Annotated in this window: 15 protein-coding genes; 9 read left to right on the forward strand and 6 right to left on the reverse strand. The window is 70.3% G+C overall.

Annotated features, from left to right (window positions below):
- Positions 1–68 precede the first annotated feature (68 nt).
- The 3 genes from ACWGO0_RS21825 to ACWGO0_RS21835 are packed head-to-tail and all read left to right on the forward strand — an operon-like array spanning position 69 to position 2,620.
- Positions 69–848, forward strand: coding sequence for an ATP-binding cassette domain-containing protein (locus tag ACWGO0_RS21825; RefSeq protein WP_453537347.1), 780 nt, complete (start codon positions 69–71; stop codon positions 846–848).
- Positions 845–2,122, forward strand: coding sequence for a sugar ABC transporter permease (locus tag ACWGO0_RS21830; protein ID WP_453537350.1), 1,278 nt, complete (start codon positions 845–847; stop codon positions 2,120–2,122). Before ACWGO0_RS21825 ends, ACWGO0_RS21830 begins: the two co-directional genes overlap by 4 nt.
- A 9-nt stretch (positions 2,123–2,131) precedes the next feature.
- A complete protein-coding gene (locus ACWGO0_RS21835; protein WP_453537353.1) occupies positions 2,132–2,620 on the forward strand; it encodes an outer membrane protein assembly factor BamB family protein in 489 nt (162 codons plus the stop codon).
- Positions 2,621–2,683: 63 nt separating this feature from the next.
- Here ACWGO0_RS21835 and ACWGO0_RS21840 read toward each other — a convergent pair whose 3' ends face one another.
- On the reverse strand, positions 2,684–3,481 hold the full coding sequence (locus tag ACWGO0_RS21840; protein ID WP_453537355.1) for a VOC family protein: 798 nt from the start codon (positions 3,479–3,481) through the stop codon (positions 2,684–2,686).
- Between the two features lie 191 nt (positions 3,482–3,672).
- Here ACWGO0_RS21840 and ACWGO0_RS21845 point away from each other — a divergent pair, with 191 nt between their 5' ends.
- From ACWGO0_RS21845 to ACWGO0_RS21865, 5 genes are all read left to right on the forward strand, one after another.
- Positions 3,673–5,142 (forward strand): aldehyde dehydrogenase family protein, encoded by a 1,470-nt coding sequence (locus tag ACWGO0_RS21845; RefSeq protein ID WP_453537358.1) that lies wholly within the window; start codon positions 3,673–3,675, stop codon positions 5,140–5,142.
- Positions 5,130–6,719, forward strand: coding sequence for an APC family permease (locus tag ACWGO0_RS21850; RefSeq protein WP_453537361.1), 1,590 nt, complete (start codon positions 5,130–5,132; stop codon positions 6,717–6,719). The genes ACWGO0_RS21845 and ACWGO0_RS21850 overlap by 13 nt, the downstream gene beginning before the upstream one ends.
- Before the next feature lie 36 nt (positions 6,720–6,755).
- Positions 6,756–8,327, forward strand: coding sequence for a GMC family oxidoreductase (locus ACWGO0_RS21855; protein ID WP_453537364.1), 1,572 nt, complete (start codon positions 6,756–6,758; stop codon positions 8,325–8,327).
- A gap of 136 nt (positions 8,328–8,463) precedes the next feature.
- Positions 8,464–8,889: an aspartate 1-decarboxylase gene (gene panD, locus ACWGO0_RS21860; RefSeq protein WP_453537366.1), complete on the forward strand. Its 426-nt coding sequence runs from the start codon at positions 8,464–8,466 to the stop codon at positions 8,887–8,889.
- 41 nt (positions 8,890–8,930) lie between these two features.
- Positions 8,931–9,284 (forward strand): GNAT family N-acetyltransferase, encoded by a 354-nt coding sequence (locus ACWGO0_RS21865; protein WP_453537368.1) that lies wholly within the window; start codon positions 8,931–8,933, stop codon positions 9,282–9,284.
- A 345-nt stretch (positions 9,285–9,629) separates the two neighbouring features.
- Here the strand turns inward: ACWGO0_RS21865 and ACWGO0_RS21870 are convergent, their stop codons facing one another.
- From ACWGO0_RS21870 to ACWGO0_RS21890, 5 genes are all read right to left on the reverse strand, one after another.
- Positions 9,630–10,082: a hypothetical protein gene (locus ACWGO0_RS21870; RefSeq protein WP_453537371.1), complete on the reverse strand. Its 453-nt coding sequence runs from the start codon at positions 10,080–10,082 to the stop codon at positions 9,630–9,632.
- Between the two features lie 2 nt (positions 10,083–10,084).
- Positions 10,085–10,585 (reverse strand): MarR family winged helix-turn-helix transcriptional regulator, encoded by a 501-nt coding sequence (locus tag ACWGO0_RS21875; protein WP_453537374.1) that lies wholly within the window; start codon positions 10,583–10,585, stop codon positions 10,085–10,087.
- Between the two features lie 35 nt (positions 10,586–10,620).
- Entirely contained in the window at positions 10,621–11,991 is a 1,371-nt protein-coding gene (locus ACWGO0_RS21880; protein ID WP_453537377.1) for a diaminopimelate decarboxylase, read from the reverse strand.
- A 109-nt stretch (positions 11,992–12,100) separates the two neighbouring features.
- On the reverse strand, positions 12,101–13,720 hold the full coding sequence (locus ACWGO0_RS21885; RefSeq protein WP_453537380.1) for a PucR family transcriptional regulator: 1,620 nt from the start codon (positions 13,718–13,720) through the stop codon (positions 12,101–12,103).
- Between the two features lie 7 nt (positions 13,721–13,727).
- Positions 13,728–15,137 (reverse strand): helix-turn-helix domain-containing protein, encoded by a 1,410-nt coding sequence (locus ACWGO0_RS21890; protein ID WP_453537382.1) that lies wholly within the window; start codon positions 15,135–15,137, stop codon positions 13,728–13,730.
- A 218-nt stretch (positions 15,138–15,355) separates the two neighbouring features.
- On the opposite strand from ACWGO0_RS21890, the gene ACWGO0_RS21895 reads away from it, so the two are divergent.
- A complete protein-coding gene (locus ACWGO0_RS21895; protein WP_453537385.1) occupies positions 15,356–16,756 on the forward strand; it encodes a M64 family metallopeptidase in 1,401 nt (466 codons plus the stop codon).
- Positions 16,757–16,760: the final 4 nt, after the last annotated feature.

Consider the following 16,760-nt stretch of genomic DNA (forward strand, 5'->3'; position numbering starts at 1 on the left):
AGTGAACGTCGCATGCAGGCGGGGGCGAGGCAGCCCGCGCGAGCGGGCGCGCGGAGGAGGCGGTTCCGTTGCCGGAAGCACCTGTGCTCACACTGCGGGGTATCTCCAAACGGTTCGGTGCGGTCCAGGCGCTCTCGGGATTCGACCTGGACGTCCACCCCGGCGAGGTCGTCGCGCTCGTCGGGGACAACGGCGCCGGAAAGTCCACCGCGGTCAAGGCCATCGCCGGGGTGAACCCGCCGGACGAGGGCGTCATCGAATGGGAGGGCCGCCGGGTCACCGTCAACCGTCCCCACGACGCCCAGAACCTCGGCATCGCCACCGTCTACCAGGACCTGTCGCTGTGCGACAACCTCGACGTGGTCGCCAACCTGTTCCTCGGCCGCGAGATCACCCGGTTCGGTGTGCTCGACGAAGTGCGCATGGACAAGCGTGCGCGCGAACTGCTCGACACGCTCTCCATCCGCATCCCCAGCGTCCGCATCCCCGTCGCCTCCCTCTCCGGCGGCCAGCGCCAGACGGTGGCGATCGCCCGCTCGCTGATCGGCGAACCGAAGGTCGTCATCCTGGACGAACCCACGGCCGCCCTGGGGGTGGAGCAGACCGCCGAAGTCCTCGACCTGGTCGAGCGGCTCCGCGAACGCGGCCTCGGGACGATCCTGATCAGCCACAACATGGTGGACGTGATGGCGGTTGCCGACCGGATCGCCGTCATGCGCCTCGGCCGTAACAACGGGTTCTTCGACCGGCGCAGCACCACCACCGAGGAGATCATCTCCGCCATCACCGGTGCCACCGACAGCGCCGTCACCCGCCGCCAGGCCCGCAAGCGGGAGGAGGAGCGATGAGGCGCGAAAGAGGCCCCGACGATTCCGCCGCGCAGGAACCCGCACGCGATGCCATGCCTGCCGTCGACACCCGGCTGCTCGTCCGCGAGGAGGGCATCAAGGGATACCTCGGGGAGTTCCGGCGCAAGCTGCGCAGCGGTGAGCTGGGCTCGATCCCCGTCGTCCTCGCGGTGATCATCATCTGGACGGTGTTCGGCAGCCTGAACAGCACGTTCCTCTCCGCGCAGAACCTCTCCGACCTGAGCCAGCAGATCGTCGGCACCGGCATGATCGCCGTCGGAATCGTCTTCGTCCTGCTGCTCGGCGAGATCGACCTCTCCGTCGGCTCCGTCAGCGGCCTCTGCGCCGCCCTCTTCGCGGTGCTCAACGTCCTGAACGGCATGAACGAGTGGCTGGCGCTGCTTCTCGCCATCGGGGGCGGAGCGGCCGTCGGACTCATCCACGGCTTCTTCTTCGCCCGGGTCGGTGTGCCTGCCTTCGTGGTCACCCTGGCGGGCAACCTCGCCTGGAACGGGCTGATGCTGCAGGTCCTGGGCGCCAGCGGCACGGTCAACATCCCCAGCGAGAGCATCGTCGCCAAGGTCTACTCGACCATCTTCGGCAGCCCGGCGGCCAGTTACGTGACCGCGGCTGCCGGAGTCGGGCTGTTCCTGGCGTCGTCCCTGCTGGACGCCGGCCGCCGCCGGGCCGCCGGGGTGCCGTTCCGCCCGGTCGCCGAGATCGTGCTGCGTACGGTGGTCCTCGCGGCCATCGCCTTCGCCACCGCGTACCTCCTCAACCAGTACCAGGGCCTTCCGCTCGCACTGCTGATCTTCCTGATCCTGCTCGTGGTCCTCGACTTCGTACTGCGCCGCACCACCTACGGCCGGCAGATCTTCGCCGTCGGCGGCAACATCGAGGGTGCGCGCCGCGCCGGTATCAGCGTGCCGATGATCCGGATGACCGTCTTCTCGATCGCCGGCACCATGGCCGGGATCGGCGGCATCTTCCTGGCCGGACAGATCCAGTCCGCGAGCCAGACCTCGGGCGGCGGCAACCTGCTGATGAACGTCATCGCGGCGGCCGTCATCGGCGGCACGAGCCTGTTCGGCGGTCGCGGCTCGGTCTGGTCCGCGCTGCTCGGTGCCCTCGTGATCGGGTCCATCCAGTCCGGCATGAACATCATGGGCGTCAGCAACGCCATCCAGTTCATGATCACGGGAGCGGTCCTGCTGGCCGCCGTGGTCGTCGACTCGCTGTCCCGCAGGAGCCAGAAGGCCGCGGGCCGGGCCTGATGACGCCCTGTGACGCGAAAGATCGGCAAGTCCAACTACCGCCGCTTCGCCGTCCACGAGCATCTGGTGATCGTGGCGGACGGGCAGCGGCTGAGGGCGTTCGACCCGGCGTCGGGCAAGGAACGCTGGTCTCTCGCGACGGAGGAGTTCAGCCTGTTCAAGGACCCGCAGGTGCTGGACGGGGTGCTGTACGCGTCCGACAGCGTGCGCGGCCTGTGGGCGGTGAACCCCGCCACGGGGAAGCAGATCTGGCACAACGAGGACCTGCTGGATTCGGCGACGCAGGCATGGCAGTTCGCCGAGGTGGGCGGCACCCTGTACGGCGCGACGGAGTTCGACGAGGAGGGCGGCGTACACGCCTTCGACGCGGCGACCGGGAAGCTGCGCTGGACGTACAACGACAAGACCGGCGACATCCAGCAGTGGTACGTCGTGGTGGCGGGCAAGCGGCTCGCCGTGATGCACGGGAAGCGGCTGTACGCACTGCCCGCGGTGTGACGGACAGGCCCGTCGGGCCCGCGGGCAGGGCGGGGGAGGTGCGGAAGCCCGGCAGCCCCGGGCTCAGCTCTGGACCGGGGTCAGCACCACGAAGTCCGCGTTCGACGGGTCGAGGCAGACCGCCAGCCGGCCGACGCCCTCGGCGTCCTCGGGCCCCATCTGCACGCTGCCACCGTTCTCGGTGACCTTGGCGACCGCGGCGTCGCAGTCGGCGACGGCGAAGACCGGGTGCCAGTACGGCCGGCCGTTCGCCAGGGCGAGGTCCTTGGCGGACATCTCCATCAGACCGCCGTGCATGCGCTCCTCGGGAAGTCCGGCGGGGGTGATGAGGGAGTACGTGCCCCCGCCGCCCGGCAGCTCCATCTCGCTGAACGTCCAGCCGAGGACACCGCCGTAGAAGCTCTTGGCGGCGGCAGCATCGCTCGTGTACAGCTCCGCCCAGGACAGCGAGCCGGGTTCGTCCACCAGCTCGACACCCTTGTTCGTTCCCGGCTGCCACACGGCGAACTGACCCCCCAGCGGGTCGCTGTACTGCGCCATCCGGCCCCACTCGTCGAGGTCCATCGGTGCCACGCGCACGGTGCCGCCCGCGCGCTCGACGGCCTGGGTCGTGGCGTCCGCGTCGGCGACGTTGTAGTAGATCATCCAGGCCGAACGGGCGTTCTCCTCGGTCAGCTTGCCGAGCCCGGCGACGATCTTTCCGTCCTTCCGGAACATCCCCCCGTCCATGTCCTCCCCCTCGCCCATGGACTCGTAGTCCCACCCGAGCACGGCGCCGTAGAAGGCTGCGGCGGCACGGACGTCGGGAGCGCCGAGGTCGACCCAGCAGGGGGAGCCGGAGACGAAGTCAGTGGTGATCATGTTCGTTCCTTTCGTGTGTCCTGGTTCGGCCTCAGAGTGACACCGGACACCGACCCTCGCCCCTCGGCCGGGCCAGCGGTACGGCATGGCTCGCCGCGCGAGTGCGCCGTCGAGTGCTTACTGTGGGTGGCGAGCTCGTCACGTTAGGCTGCGTTGCCTTCCTCTTCCTCGTGCGGGCCAGGAGGGACGCCATGCCTGAGCTGTTCATCGGTGGCCGATGGAGCGCCGCGATCGAGGGCGGAACACGTGAGATCCGGTGCCCTGCGGACGGTGCCCTGGTCGCCACCATCGACGAGGCGGGGCCGCAGGACGCAGCCGCGGCAGTGGCCGCGGCGCGCGAGGCCTTCGACCGGGGGCCGTGGCCGCGCACGTCGGCCGCCGAGCGCGGCCGGCTGCTGCTGCGTGTCGCCGGCCTAGTGGAACGGGACAAGGACGCGTTCGCCAGAGCCGAGACCCTGGACACAGGGAAGCGGCTCGTGGAGAGCGAGTACGACATGGACGACATCGCGAACTGTTTCCGCTACTTCGGGAACCTGGTCGCCTCCGGCGGCACCGACCGCATCGTCGACACGGGTGACCGCGGGATCGACAGCAGAGTGGTCCACGAACCGGTGGGCGTCTGCTCGCTGATCACGCCGTGGAACTACCCGCTGCTGCAGACCGCATGGAAGGTGGCCCCCGCGCTCGCCGCGGGCAACACCTTCGTACTCAAACCCAGTGAACTGACGCCGCACACCGCGATCCTCCTGATGAAGGCGCTCACCGAGGCCGGACTGCCGCCCGGTGTCGCGAATCTGGTGCTCGGGGCCGGGGCCACCGCGGGCGCGCCGCTGAGCTCGGACGCGCGCGTGGACATGGTCTCCTTCACCGGCGGACTGGTCACCGGACGGCTCATCATGGCGGCGGCCGCGCCCACCGTGAAGAAGATCGCGCTCGAACTGGGCGGCAAGAATCCCAATATCGTGTTCGCCGACGCCGAGTTCGACACCGCGGTCGACTACGCGCTGATGGCAGTGTTCCTGCATGCCGGGCAGGTCTGTTCGGCCGGTGCGCGGCTGCTCGTGCAGGACGAGCTGCACGACGCGTTCGTCGACGAGCTGGTACGGCGCGCCCGGGGCATCCGGCTCGGTGGACCCTTCGACGAGGACGCCCGCAGCGGGCCGCTGATCTCGGCCGCGCATCGTGCCAAGGTCGAGGCGTACGTGGCCGCGGGCCTGGCCGAGGGCGCCGTACTGCGCTGCGGCGGTGCCCGCCCTGACGACCCGGCGCTGCAGAGCGGCTTCTACTACCTGCCGACCGTGCTCGACGAGTGCACGCCGGACATGACGGTGGTGCGGGACGAATCGTTCGGCCCGGTCCTGACCGTCGAGCGGTTCCGGGACGAGGCCGAGGCCATCACCCTGGCCAACGACACCGTGTACGGCCTGGCCGGGGCCGTCTGGACGCAGGACGGCGAGCGCGCCCACCGGGTGGCCGACGGCCTTCGCGCCGGGACCGTATGGATCAACGACTTCCATCCGTATGTGCCGCAGGCCGAGTGGGGCGGAATGAAGCAGTCCGGTGTCGGCCGTGAGCTCGGCCCGGCCGGTCTCGCGGAGTACCAAGAGGCAAAGCACATCTGGCGCAATACCGCAGCCCGGCCGCAAAGGTGGTTCGAGTGAGCACTTCCGACCCGACAAGCCCCGACCCGACGAGCACCCCGCGCCCCGGCACCCGGGCCGACGGCACCCATGATGACGACTCACTCGCCGAGCTCGGCTACAAGCCCGAACTCAAGCGAACCCTGGGCAACTTCCACACCTTCGCCGCGGGCATCAGCTACATCTCGATCCTGACCGGCACCTTCCAGTTGTTCTACTTCGGCGTGAGCTTCGGCGGCCCGGCCTACTGGTGGTCCTGGCCCATGGTCTTCACCGGCCAGCTGATGGTCGCCCTGTGCTTCTGCGAGCTCGCCGCCCGCTACCCGGTGGCCGGCTCGATCTACAACTGGGCCAAGAGCATGGGCGGCCGGCACATCGGCTGGCTCGGCGGCTGGATGATGATGACCGCCACCATGGTCACGCTCTCGGCCGTGGCGCTCGCCTACCAGATCACGCTGCCGCAGATCGACAGCTGGTTCCAGTTCGTGGGCGACGGCACGGGCAAGAACGACGCGGCGGCCAACGCAGTTCTCCTCGGCACGGTACTGATCCTCTTCTCCACCCTGGTCAACGCCTTCGGTGTCCAGCTCATGGCCCGGATCAACTCCGCAGGTGTGTTCATCGAGCTGATCGCCGCGGTCGCCCTGATCATCTTTCTGGCGGCGCACATCACCCGCGGCCCCAGCACCGCCCTGACGGAGACGTACGGGCTCGGCGACGGCCGGACCCTCGGGTACTTCGGCGCGTTCCTCACTGCGTCGCTCGCGTCGGCGTACGTGATGTACGGCTTCGACACCGCGTCTTCGCTCGGCGAGGAGTCGCACAATCCGGGCCGCAACGCGCCCCGCGCGATCCTGCGGGCGCTCATCGCGTCGTTCCTCATCGGCGGACTGATCCTGCTCTTCGCGCTGCTGTCGGTGCCGGATCTGGCCGCGGAGGAGTTGTCGACCGGTGGTTTGCAGTACGTGGTGCTGGAGACGCTCGGCTCGACCGTCGGTGAGATCTTCCTGTGGTGCGTGGTCGTCGCGATCACGGTCTGCGTGCTGGCTGTGCAGGCGGCCGGCATCCGGCTGATGTTCGCGATGGCACGCGACAACAACCTTCCTGCGGGCTCGATTCTGGCCCGGGTCAGCCCCCGCTTCCAGACCCCTGTGGTGCCTGCCGTCGTGATCGGTGTGGTGGGCGTCGTCATCCTGGTGATCAACATCAACCAGCCGCAGATCTTCTCGGTGATCACGAGCATCGCGGTCATCATGATCTATCTGGCCTATCTGATGGTCACGGCCCCCATGCTGATCCGCCGGCTGCGAGGCACCTGGCAGCCCGTGGAAGGCAACTTCTCGCTCGGCCGGTTCGGGTTGCCGGTCAACATCGTCGCCGTGCTGTGGGGAGCGGCCATGTCGCTCAACCTCGCCTGGCCGCGCGCCGAGGTCTACAACGCGACGGGAGCGCAGCACTGGTATCTGCGTTGGGGCGCGTTCATCTTCATCGGCATCGTCGGGCTCGGCGGTTTCGCCTACTACTGGTTCGTGCAGCGGCACAAGACCGGCGTTCTCGAGAGCCACCGCGCCGAGGTGCACGAAGCGCCGCGCGGCTAGCCGCAGTCCCACACCCCATGATTCCTGGAGTCACAGATGCCGGCTGAGAGCCAATCGCAGGACGTCTTCGACTATGTGGTGGTCGGCGGCGGTACGGCCGGGGCGGTCGTCGCCGCCCGGCTGTCCGAGGACCCGTCCGTCACCGTCTGCGTACTGGAGGCGGGTCCCTCGGACGTCGGTGACGACAACATCCTGCGGCTCGACCGGTGGATGGGGCTGCTGGAATCCGGCTACGACTGGGACTACCCGGTGGAGCCGCAGGACAACGGCAACAGCTTCATGAGGCATGCCCGCGCCAAAGTCCTCGGCGGCTGTTCGTCCCACAACTCCTGCATCGCCTTCTGGGCGCCGGCCGAGGACCTCGACGAATGGGGTGCTCTGGGGTGCGAGGGCTGGAGCGCCGCGGACTGCTTCCCGCTCTATCAACGGCTGGAGACCAACGACGCGCCCGGCGACCACCACGGACGCAACGGCCCGGTGACCATCCGCACGATCCCGCCGAACGACCCGTGCGGAGCTGCCCTGCTGGAGGCCTGCACCGCTGCCGGAATTCCCACCACGCCGTTCAACACCGGTACGACCGTCACTCGTGGGGCGCACTGGTTCCAGATCAACGCCCGCCCCGACGGGACGCGTTCGTCCGCATCCGTCTCCTACCTGCACCCGATTCTCGGACAGCGTCCCAACCTCGACGTACGCACAGGGCTGCAGGCCAAGCGTCTGGTTCTCGACGCCGAACAGCGGTGCACAGGCGTCGAATACCTGACGCCCGACCTCATCCACACACGTACCGTCGGCGCGCGACGCGAAGTCGTCGTGTCCTGCGGCTCCATCGACGCGCCGAAGCTGCTGATGCTGTCCGGGATCGGCCCGGCGGACCATCTGCGCGAGACCGGTGTCGACGTCCGCGTCGACTCACCGGCGGTCGGTGCCCACCTTCAGGACCACCCCGAGGGCGTGATCATGTGGGAGGCGCGGCAGCCCATGGTCACCACGTCCACGCAGTGGTGGGAGATCGGCATCTTCGCCGACACCGAATCCGGCCTCGACCGCCCGGACCTGATGTTCCACTACGGGTCCGTGCCCTTCGACATGAACACCTATCGGCGCGGGTACCCGACCTCCGAGAACGCCTTCTGCCTCACTCCCAATGTCACCCGCGCCCGTTCCATGGGCACGGTCCGGCTGCGCACCCGTGACTTCCGTGACAAGCCGCGGGTCGACCCGCGCTACTTCACCGACGAGCACGACGTACGGGTGATGACCTACGGACTGCGGCTCGCCAGGGACATCGTCTCCCGGGCGCCGATGGCTTCCTGGGCCGGCCGGGAACTGGCGCCGGGACCCGACGCCGTGACCGACGCGGAGCTGCTCGACTACATCCGCAGGACCCACAACACGGTCTACCATCCGGCGGGCACGGTACGGATGGGTGCCACCGACGACGCGGAGGCCGTCCTCGATCCGCGACTGCGCGTGAAGGGGGTGCGGGGACTGCGGGTGGCCGATGCGTCCGTGATGCCGTTCCTGCCTGCAGTCAACCCCTGCATCACCACGATGATGATCGGGGAGAAGTGCGCAGACATGATCCGTGCGGACCGGGACTGACCGGTCGTCGACATTGCAACGACGAGTCGATGCAATGTCCTCGGAGTCTTCGAGTCCGATGCGTGCCCGTGTAGAGTGAAAACTGCCCTTGACCTGCAGAAAGCAGGCAGGGAGCAGACATTCCGGGAGTTTTCCGATGCTTCGTACCATGTTCAAGTCGAAGATCCACCGTGCCACCGTCACCCAGGCAGACCTGCATTATGTCGGGTCCGTGACGGTCGACGCCGCGTTGATGGAAGCCGCCGACCTGCTGCCCGGTGAGCTCGTGCATATCGTGGACATCGACAACGGCGCCCGCCTGGAGACGTACGTCATCGAGGGTGAGCGCGGCTCCGGTGTCATCGGTATCAACGGTGCCGCCGCCCACCTCGTCCACCCCGGCGACCTGGTCATCCTGATCAGCTACGCCCAGGTCGACGACGCCGAGGCCCGCTCGCTGGTCCCGCGCATCGTGCATGTCGACGCGGACAACGGCATCGTCGCGCTCGGCGCGGATGCCTCGGCGCCGGTTCCGGGCAGCCGTACGGAGCGCAGCCCGCACGCCGTACCCGCACAGCCCTGACCCGTACGGGTCGGACCCGAACGCATGAGGGAGCAGCCGCCATGGCAGGGAACGCCGCACTCGACATCCGTGACGACCGGGACCACGGCAATCTCGTGGCGTACGAGGGCGGCAAGGCCGCCGGGGCCATCGCGTACTTCGTGATGGACCCGGCTCCCGGCGCCCTCGTCGCGGTGCACACGGTGGTCGAGGCGGAGCACGAGGGCAAGGGCATCGCGGGAGCGCTCGTGCGGGAGTTCTACACCATGGCGGCTCGTGAGGGCGTGCCGGTCGTGCCGCTCTGCCCGTACGCGGCGAAGTGGGCGCTGCGTCACCCCGACGAGGCCCCCGAGGCGCCGGCCGAGCTGGTGCGGGAGGCGGAGCGGCAGCTCAGGTCGCACCCCGAGATGTTCTGACGAACGCCGGTTCGGGCGTGTGCGCTCGGCAGGCGCGGGCAGCCGCTCCGGGAGACGGTGGAGCTGAGTTCCACCCGACGACTTCGGAGGCTGGAGGACCGAGATGACCCATCCCTACCCCGACCCGCTGCCGCCCCCGCCGACACCCAACCCCGTGCCGGGCCCGCCGGGGCCGCTGCCGGGGCCGCCGCCCGCACCGCCGGGCCCGAGTCCCGTGCCGCCCGGTCCCGTGCCGCCTGGTCCGGCTCCGGACCCGATCCCGCAGCCGCCCTCGCCCAGTCCGGACCCGGTGCCCGAACCCGAGCCTTCGCCGCAGCCGGCCGGCTGAGCCACGGACTCGGTCGGTCAGAGGGCGTCAGGGGCGGCGAGCACGGCATTCGCCCGGGCCGTCACCGCGGTGAGCACACGGCCCGCTGTCGCCAGCTCCTCCGCGGGCAGACCGGCGTACAGACGTGCGGTGATGGCGTCGGTCCCGGTCCGGATGCCCGCCTGGCGTTCGCGGCCCGGCTCGGTGAGTGCGAGGCGGGTCCTCTCGCCGGGCACTTCCGCGAGCAGTCCGGCGGTGGTCAGTTCCGTGAGGGTGGCGTCAGCCTCTGCCGGGTCGATCTTGAGCGTGCTCGTCATCCGCTCGATCAGCCCGGCGCGCTCGGCCGTGCCGTCCCTGTCCGCGGTCGCGTTGAGCGCCACGCACTGGTGGAAGGTGGTCCCCGATGCGGCCAGCAGCTGTTCGAGTACGGCCCGGGTGGCGTAGTGCGCCTGGCCGATGATCTGGCCGTTGACAGTCGATGTGGCGGGCATGGCTACTCCTGGTTCGTCGTGTCCGTCGATGGAGTGTGCAGGGGTACGTCGAGCAGCGAAGTCAGATTGCGGGCGAAGGCCGCGGTGTCCGTCCCGTCCAGTCCGCCCAGCGGCTCCAGGAGCCGGTCCATGAGCTGCTGCACGAGCACGACCGCGCGTGAGGCGAGTGCGCGCCCTTGCTCGGTGAGGGCCAGCTGGACCGCACGGGTGTCGGCCGGGTCCGGAGTGCGCTCCAGGAGACCGGCGGCCTCCAGCGTCCGGGCCAGCTTCGAGACGTAGAGCGCTTCGAGACCCGTGTGGTCCGCGAGTCGGCGCTGACTGGGCCGTGTGCCGTCCCGTTGAAGGTCGAGCAGGGATCCCAGCAGCGAGTACTGCGCATGGGTCAGCCCCAGCGGTGCCAGGGTGCGGTCCACACCGACGCGCCACTTCATCGAAAGCCGCCAGACGAGGAATCCCGGCGTGGGGCCCGCGGGTGGCCGGCTCGTGCCGTCGGTGCTGCTCATGAAAATAGAGTACATGGCTACTATGTACATGGCTACTAAATATGCGGCGCTCCTGGAGCGAGCCGGATCAGCGCATCGGCATGCACCAGACCGCTCTCCGCCGCGATCGAGTCCAGCGACTGCGCGTCGCGCACCGGAGCGAAGCGCACCCCTTCGCCGTCCGGCCCCCGGCTGAAGCCGTACACGGCGGGCCTGGGCAGGCTGTTGTACGCCCACGGGGTGGAGAAGTAGTACGCCCCTGTGTCGTAGAGGACGACGAAGTCGCCCTCCCTCAGCTCGGGCAGTTCCCGTCCGTGCGCCACGACGTCGCCGGCGAAGCAGCACGGTCCCGCGATGTCCTGGACGAGGAGCGGTCCGGTGCGGGGGAGTCCCTGGGAGTCGAACGCGCCGATGCGCAGGGGCCAGGCGTCGGGCATGAGGACCGTACGCGTGGCGGTCTGTGCCCCCGCGTGGGTGAGGGCGATCCTGCGTCCGCCCGCGTCCTTCGTGTACTCCACGAGGGCCCCGATGAAGCCGTTCTTGGCGAGCAGGGACCGGCCGAACTCGGTGACCAGCGCATACCGGCCGTCGAAGAGGCCGGGCGCCGCTTCCCGCAGAGCGGCCACGTAATCGGCGTACGAGGGACGGACCGTGTCGTCGGTGAAATTGACCGGCAGTCCGCCGCCGATGTCGATGCTGGTGATCTGCTGGGTGCGCAGCGAAGCGTTGATCTCCTCGGCGAGCTCGTACGTCTTTGCGATGCCCCGTGCGATGAGCTCCAACGGGCAGCCCTGGGAGCCGACATGGGCGTGCAGACGGGTCAGCCACGGCCGGCCTGTGAAGGCTCGTACGACCGCTTCGCGATTACCCTCGTCGCGCAGGGCGACACCGAACTTCGACATCGCCGTCGCGGTGCTCATCGCTCCGATGGAGCCGCCTCCCACCTGCGGATTGACCCGCAGTCCGAGGACGGAGACCGAGTCCGGGGTGCGCAGTTCGTCGATCCGGCGCAGTTCGTCGAAGCTGTCGGCGTTCACGGCCACCCCGAGGGCGAGCGCCAGCCCGATCTCTTCGCGCGTCTTGGCGGGGGAGTCGAGGACGATGTCCGCCGGGGCGAATCCCGCGTCGAGCGCGATCCGCAGTTCGCCCGGGCTCGCCACCTCGCACCCCATGCCGCAGTCGGCGAGCAGCCGCAGAACGGGCACGAGGGATGCGGCCTTCGCGGCGAAGGTGTGGAGTGTGCCGGGCGTGGCGGGGAACGCGTTCCGCAGCGCGGCCACGGATTTGCGTACCCCCTCGGTGTCGATGAAACCGGCGACGGGTTGCTGTTCCCCCAGCAGGCCGTCCGTCACGGCCTGGCGGACGGCACCGGCGAACCGGTCGGAACCGGCCGAGGTCACAGGGGTCGTGGGAGTCGTCTGCGTCATACCGCGAGAGTCGTTGATGGCGGCCCCACAGGTCTTTGTCGAGCAGGCCAAGACTCCTGCCGAACCTTGGCCGTACGGGCAACTGCCGTACTAAATCGTATCGAACCGCTCAAAACTGCGCCGTGAGGCGGACGGCCAGCGTGAGGAGCAGCCGGGTGTCGGGGTCGTCGATGTCCACACCGAAACGCTCCCTCGCGCGCCTCAGCCGGTAACGCAGTGTGTTCGGGTGCAGGGCGAGCCGCTGGGCCGCCCGGGTGACATCGCCGGACAGGTCGAGGTAGGCGGCCAGCGAGCGCACGAGCTCGCCGCCGGCTGCCAGATCGGCCCGTACGAGATCGTGCACCGGCCCGCCGCCCGCCTCCCACAAGGGGCGTACGGCGTCCAGGACCCGCAGGACATCGAGCGAGGGGCCGACATCGGCGGCCGTCGCGCAGCGCGGCTCGCCCTCCGCCCGGCCGCGGCTCTCCCGCGCGCGCAGCACGCGTACGACGAGGGCCGCCTCCTCGTACGACGCGGCGGCGGTGAGGGCGGAGGCGGCGACGGAGCCCGCCCCGACCCGGACGGGGACACCTCCGGGCAGCGAAGCCGCGAGGGCGTCGAGTTCCCTGGTCATGCGGGCGACGTCCCGGTCCCGGGCGCTGCCGACCGGCAGCAGGATCAGCAGGCGTTCCCGCTCGCGGAGCACCAGCACAGTGGAGCGGTACGAGGCGGCCTGGAGCGCCAGCACGTCCAGCGTGCGATCGGCGGACGGCCGGGCGCCACCGGCCCGCTCGACGACCAGCACCGCGCACGGGGCGTCGGCGGAGAGACCCAACGACCAGGCGTGCGTCCGCTGATCCCCCCGGCCGTACAGCAGCCCGCGCAGGGCGTGGTCGCGACGGCGCACGGCCGCGCTCTCGTGCAGCCGGTGCCTGACAAGGTGCGGAGCCGCGACCTCGGCCGCCCGGCGCAGGGCGTCCGGCGCCTGCGGGGAGAGGCTGCGGCCGTCGGCGGCCACCCAGATCGAGCCGAGCACCTCCGGCCCGCTGCGGACGGCGATGATCAGGCGTTCGGGGCTGTCGCCCTGAGCGGGGCGGTGGATGACGTCCCGTGACGTCCATAGCACGTGCAGGATCCCGCTGCGGCGCAGCTCGGCCACCCGCCACTCGGGGACCCGGCCGCCCAGAATCGTGGAGCGGCGTACCCCGTCGGCCTCGGGCCGGGTGGCGGAATGGGCCAGCACCCGGAACCGGGTGTCCTCGATGGTGATCGCGCCGCCCGTGTACTCGGCGATGGCCGAGGCGAGCGCGCTCAGACCGCCCGCGGAGGCATCGGGCTCCCCGGGCGACTCCTCGGCACGCCCCGTGCCCGTCCCCGCGTACGCGAGCGCGGAGCGCAGCAGCGCCGCCGTGCCGGTCCAGTCCGCCCACGCCGCCCGGACCAGCAGGGCGAGCCCCGACTCCTCGGCAGCCGCCAGGACTTCGGGCGAAGGCGAAGCGCCCTCCGTCTCGCGCAGCACCACGGCGCAGGCCCCGCGCCGCGCCGCCTCGCGCACCGGCGCCACGGCCCCGGCCGAGGAAACCGGCGGCCCGACCGCGAGCACGGCACACGCCTCGGCCGCCTGCGCGTCCTCCTCGTCGCCGAACACCACGCCCCGGACGGTGACGTCCTGACCGGCGGGGGCGAGCAGGAGCCGCAGCGTCCCGCTGTCGTCGAACGCGAGAATCTCGCGCAGTGTGCTCCCCTGCACCGGCACGTCAGGGCGTGCCGTGGGGCGCCGGGGTGTGCGGCTGCTGCGGGCGTACGGGCGCGGGGCCCAGCGTGGTGCTTCCCGGTGAAGCACGGTGGCCGAGTCCCGTGCGATAGGCGTCAAGTGCCGCTTCCGTACGCCCCGTTCTGCGCAGGAGGTCGCCCAGGAGGCGGCAGATGTCCGCGAGATCGCCTGCCGCGCCCGCCCGCTCCAGCAGTGCGAGCGCGTTGACGTAGTGCTCCTCGGCGGTTTCGAGTGCGCCGTTCTCCTCGCAGATCAGACCGAGGAGCCGGTGCGCCCCTGCCGCGTGGACCGACCCCCGGTCCGGGTGGAGTTCGCCGATCAGGCGTTGCAGCAGCTCCTCGGCGTCCCGTGCTCTGCCCTGCCTGCGCAGCACATCGGCCAGTTCCACCTCGACCTGTGCGGTGTAGAGCGCGGCGCGCTTGGAGGCCAGCATGTCGCGGGCGGCGCGCAGTTCGCTCTCGGCGCCGTTCAGGTCGCCGTCCTGTGCGCGTACGTAACCGCGCATCCAGTGGCAGTGCGCCATCTCGGTGCGGATCTGGAGCTGTTGGTAGATCTCGGCGGCCTTGGCCAGCGAGGCGTCGGCCTCCGCGATACGGCCCGCCGCGATGAGCGTCCTGGCGACCCCGCGGTGGAGCCCCGCGACCAGTTCCGGATCGGAGACCCGGGGGGCCAGGGCCAGCGCCAGTTCGCCCGCCTGCGCGGCGCGGGCGTGGGCGCCCATGTCCATGTACGGCGCGATGGCCGCCGTGTAGAGCAGCAGGAGCGCGCCGGGGTCCTGGAGGCCGGAGTGGTTGAGCTCGTCGATGGCGCTCTCCAGCAGATAGCAGGCGTAGCGGAGTTCACCCGCCAGCAGATGGGCAACCGCCCGGCCCCTGACGGCCGGGGCGCGCTGCGGGAGCGGGGCGTCGGCGAGCGACTTCTCGGCAGCCTCGAAGTGCCGGCGGGCAGCGGGCAGATCCCCGGTCTCCAGAGCGCACTGACCGAGCCCCAGCAGCGCTGTGGCGCGCGCCGAGCCGATCCCCAGCCGCCCTGCCTCGCCCAGCAGTTCCGTGAACTCCTCGGCCGCGTCCTCGGCGGCTCCGGTGGCCAGGGTGCGCTGGGCCTCGACGAGCCTCATCCGAAGTCCGGTGGCGAGGTGTGCGGGGCGCCCGGTGGCGAGCTCCTCGTACGAGACGCCGAGACGCTCGGCGAGATGACGGACGGCGGCCTCCGAAGGCCGGACCCGGCCGGCCTCCAGGGTGGAGATGTAAGCGGGTGTGTACGAGGGCTCCGCCAACTGCCGCTGCGTCAAGCCCTGTTCGGCTCGCAGACGTTGGACCCGGCGGCCGATGGCGCCGGGATCGTCCGGCTGCTTGCGCACAGGTCCCTGCCCCGCCGCGTGCTTCTCGCCCACTGCGTCACCCTTTCCGCCCTGCTCTGCGTGCCGCCCGGAGTGAGGGCGCCCGTCCAGGGGGTCAACCCCCTTGCTCCCGGGTCTTGTTCCGTGTCGCCGCGACCCCTAGGTTAAGCGGCACATTAATTCAGTTTAACTCGCACGTTAAGTGCCGGGCGCCTTCTGTATCCCGTGCTCACTCGTTCGCGGAACACCGCAGGGACTTCAAGGAGTTGTACATGCGAATACGCCTCGGCACGCGCCGAACCACAGCATCCATGGCGGGAATCGCCCTGGCCGGACTGCTCGCCACGGCTGCCGTCACGGCCGCCCCCGCCATCGCGGACACCCCGGCCGACCGCGCGGCCCCGGCGGTCGGTGACGAACAGGACCGGCTCAGAGCCGAGTTCTTCCCCGAGCCCGGCGGCGAGGGCCACGCCGTACAGGTCCCCGCGAACGGCCGCGGACAGAGCGAGAAGAGCGGTCAGGGCAGGCGTACCACCGCACCCCTCTCCGCGGCCGAGGCCGCCGTCGACGGCACGGCGGGAGAGCTCGCGGTGACCGGGAGCACCGACGACCGCCTCGACATAGTGATCGTCGGAGACGGCTACACGGCAGGCCGGCAGGGCGACTTCCACGCGGACGCCGCCGCCAAGTGGGCCGACGTCACCGCCATCGAGCCGTACAAGAGCTACCAGGGGCTCTTCAACGTCTGGACCGTGGACGCCGTGTCCAACGAGTCCGGAATCAGCGGCGATCCGACCGCCGACAAGGTCAAGGACACCGCGCTCGGGAGCTACTTCTGGTGCGAGGGCATCGAACGGCTGATCTGCGCGGACATCGACAAGGTCGCCTCCTACGCCGCCAAGGCCCCGGCCGCCGACCTCGTGGTCGTCGTCTCCAACTCGACCAAGTACGGCGGTGCGGGCTACTCCGCTCTGACGGACGAGGGGTACCCCTTTAACGGCGTCTCCACCCTCTCCTCCGACCACGCCTCGTCCGGCATGATCGCCGTACACGAGATCGGCCACTCCGTCGGGCTGCTCGACGACGAGTACACCTACGACGCCTACGGCACCTGGACCGGCGGCGAACCGGCCGGGATCAACTCCACCACCTACACACCGGCGCAGCTCACCGCCAAGCAGGCGAAGTGGTACCGCTGGCTGGGCCGCCCCGATCCGACGGGTGGCACGGTCGGTACGTACGAGGGGAGTTCCTACTACCCGTACGGCATCTTCCGGCCGACCGCCACCTCGCTCATGCGCGAACTGAGCAGCACCGAGTTCAACCTGCCGGGGCGCGAGGCGATGATCGCGGGCTTCTACCGCGCGGGCAACGCCCTGAGCAGCACCGTCGGCACGGACCCCGCCGTCGGCACCACACAGCGGATCACCGTGGGTGTGGCCGAGCTCGGCACGATCGCCCGGCCCGAACTGCGCTGGTACGTCGACGGCGTGGAGAAGGCCGCGGCACGGGGCCGGACCACCGTCACCCCTGCCGCGCTCGGCGTAAAGAAGGACGGTCGCGGCCACCGTGTGACCGCGACCCTGGTCGACCGTACGGACGCGGTGCGCGACCCCGCGGTCCGGGACCTGGCCACGGACCGGCTCAGCTGGACCGTCGCACCGCGCGCCTAGAACT

This window comes from Streptomyces sp. NPDC055749 (assembly GCF_053617235.1).

Excerpts from the sequence above, each read along its gene's own strand:
- ACWGO0_RS21880 (WP_453537377.1), bottom strand. The coding sequence starts at position 11,991 with ATGACGCAGACGACTCCCACGACCCCTGTGACCTCGGCCGGTTCCGAC.
- ACWGO0_RS21845 (WP_453537358.1), top strand. The coding sequence starts at position 3,673 with ATGCCTGAGCTGTTCATCGGTGGCCGATGGAGCGCCGCGATCGAGGGC.
- ACWGO0_RS21875 (WP_453537374.1), bottom strand. The coding sequence starts at position 10,585 with ATGAGCAGCACCGACGGCACGAGCCGGCCACCCGCGGGCCCCACGCCG.
- ACWGO0_RS21870 (WP_453537371.1), bottom strand. The coding sequence starts at position 10,082 with ATGCCCGCCACATCGACTGTCAACGGCCAGATCATCGGCCAGGCGCAC.
- ACWGO0_RS21895 (WP_453537385.1), top strand. The coding sequence starts at position 15,356 with ATGCGAATACGCCTCGGCACGCGCCGAACCACAGCATCCATGGCGGGA.
- ACWGO0_RS21840 (WP_453537355.1), bottom strand. The coding sequence starts at position 3,481 with ATGATCACCACTGACTTCGTCTCCGGCTCCCCCTGCTGGGTCGACCTC.
- ACWGO0_RS21855 (WP_453537364.1), top strand. The coding sequence starts at position 6,756 with ATGCCGGCTGAGAGCCAATCGCAGGACGTCTTCGACTATGTGGTGGTC.
- panD (WP_453537366.1), top strand. The coding sequence starts at position 8,464 with ATGCTTCGTACCATGTTCAAGTCGAAGATCCACCGTGCCACCGTCACC.
- ACWGO0_RS21830 (WP_453537350.1), top strand. The coding sequence starts at position 845 with ATGAGGCGCGAAAGAGGCCCCGACGATTCCGCCGCGCAGGAACCCGCA.
- ACWGO0_RS21865 (WP_453537368.1), top strand. The coding sequence starts at position 8,931 with ATGGCAGGGAACGCCGCACTCGACATCCGTGACGACCGGGACCACGGC.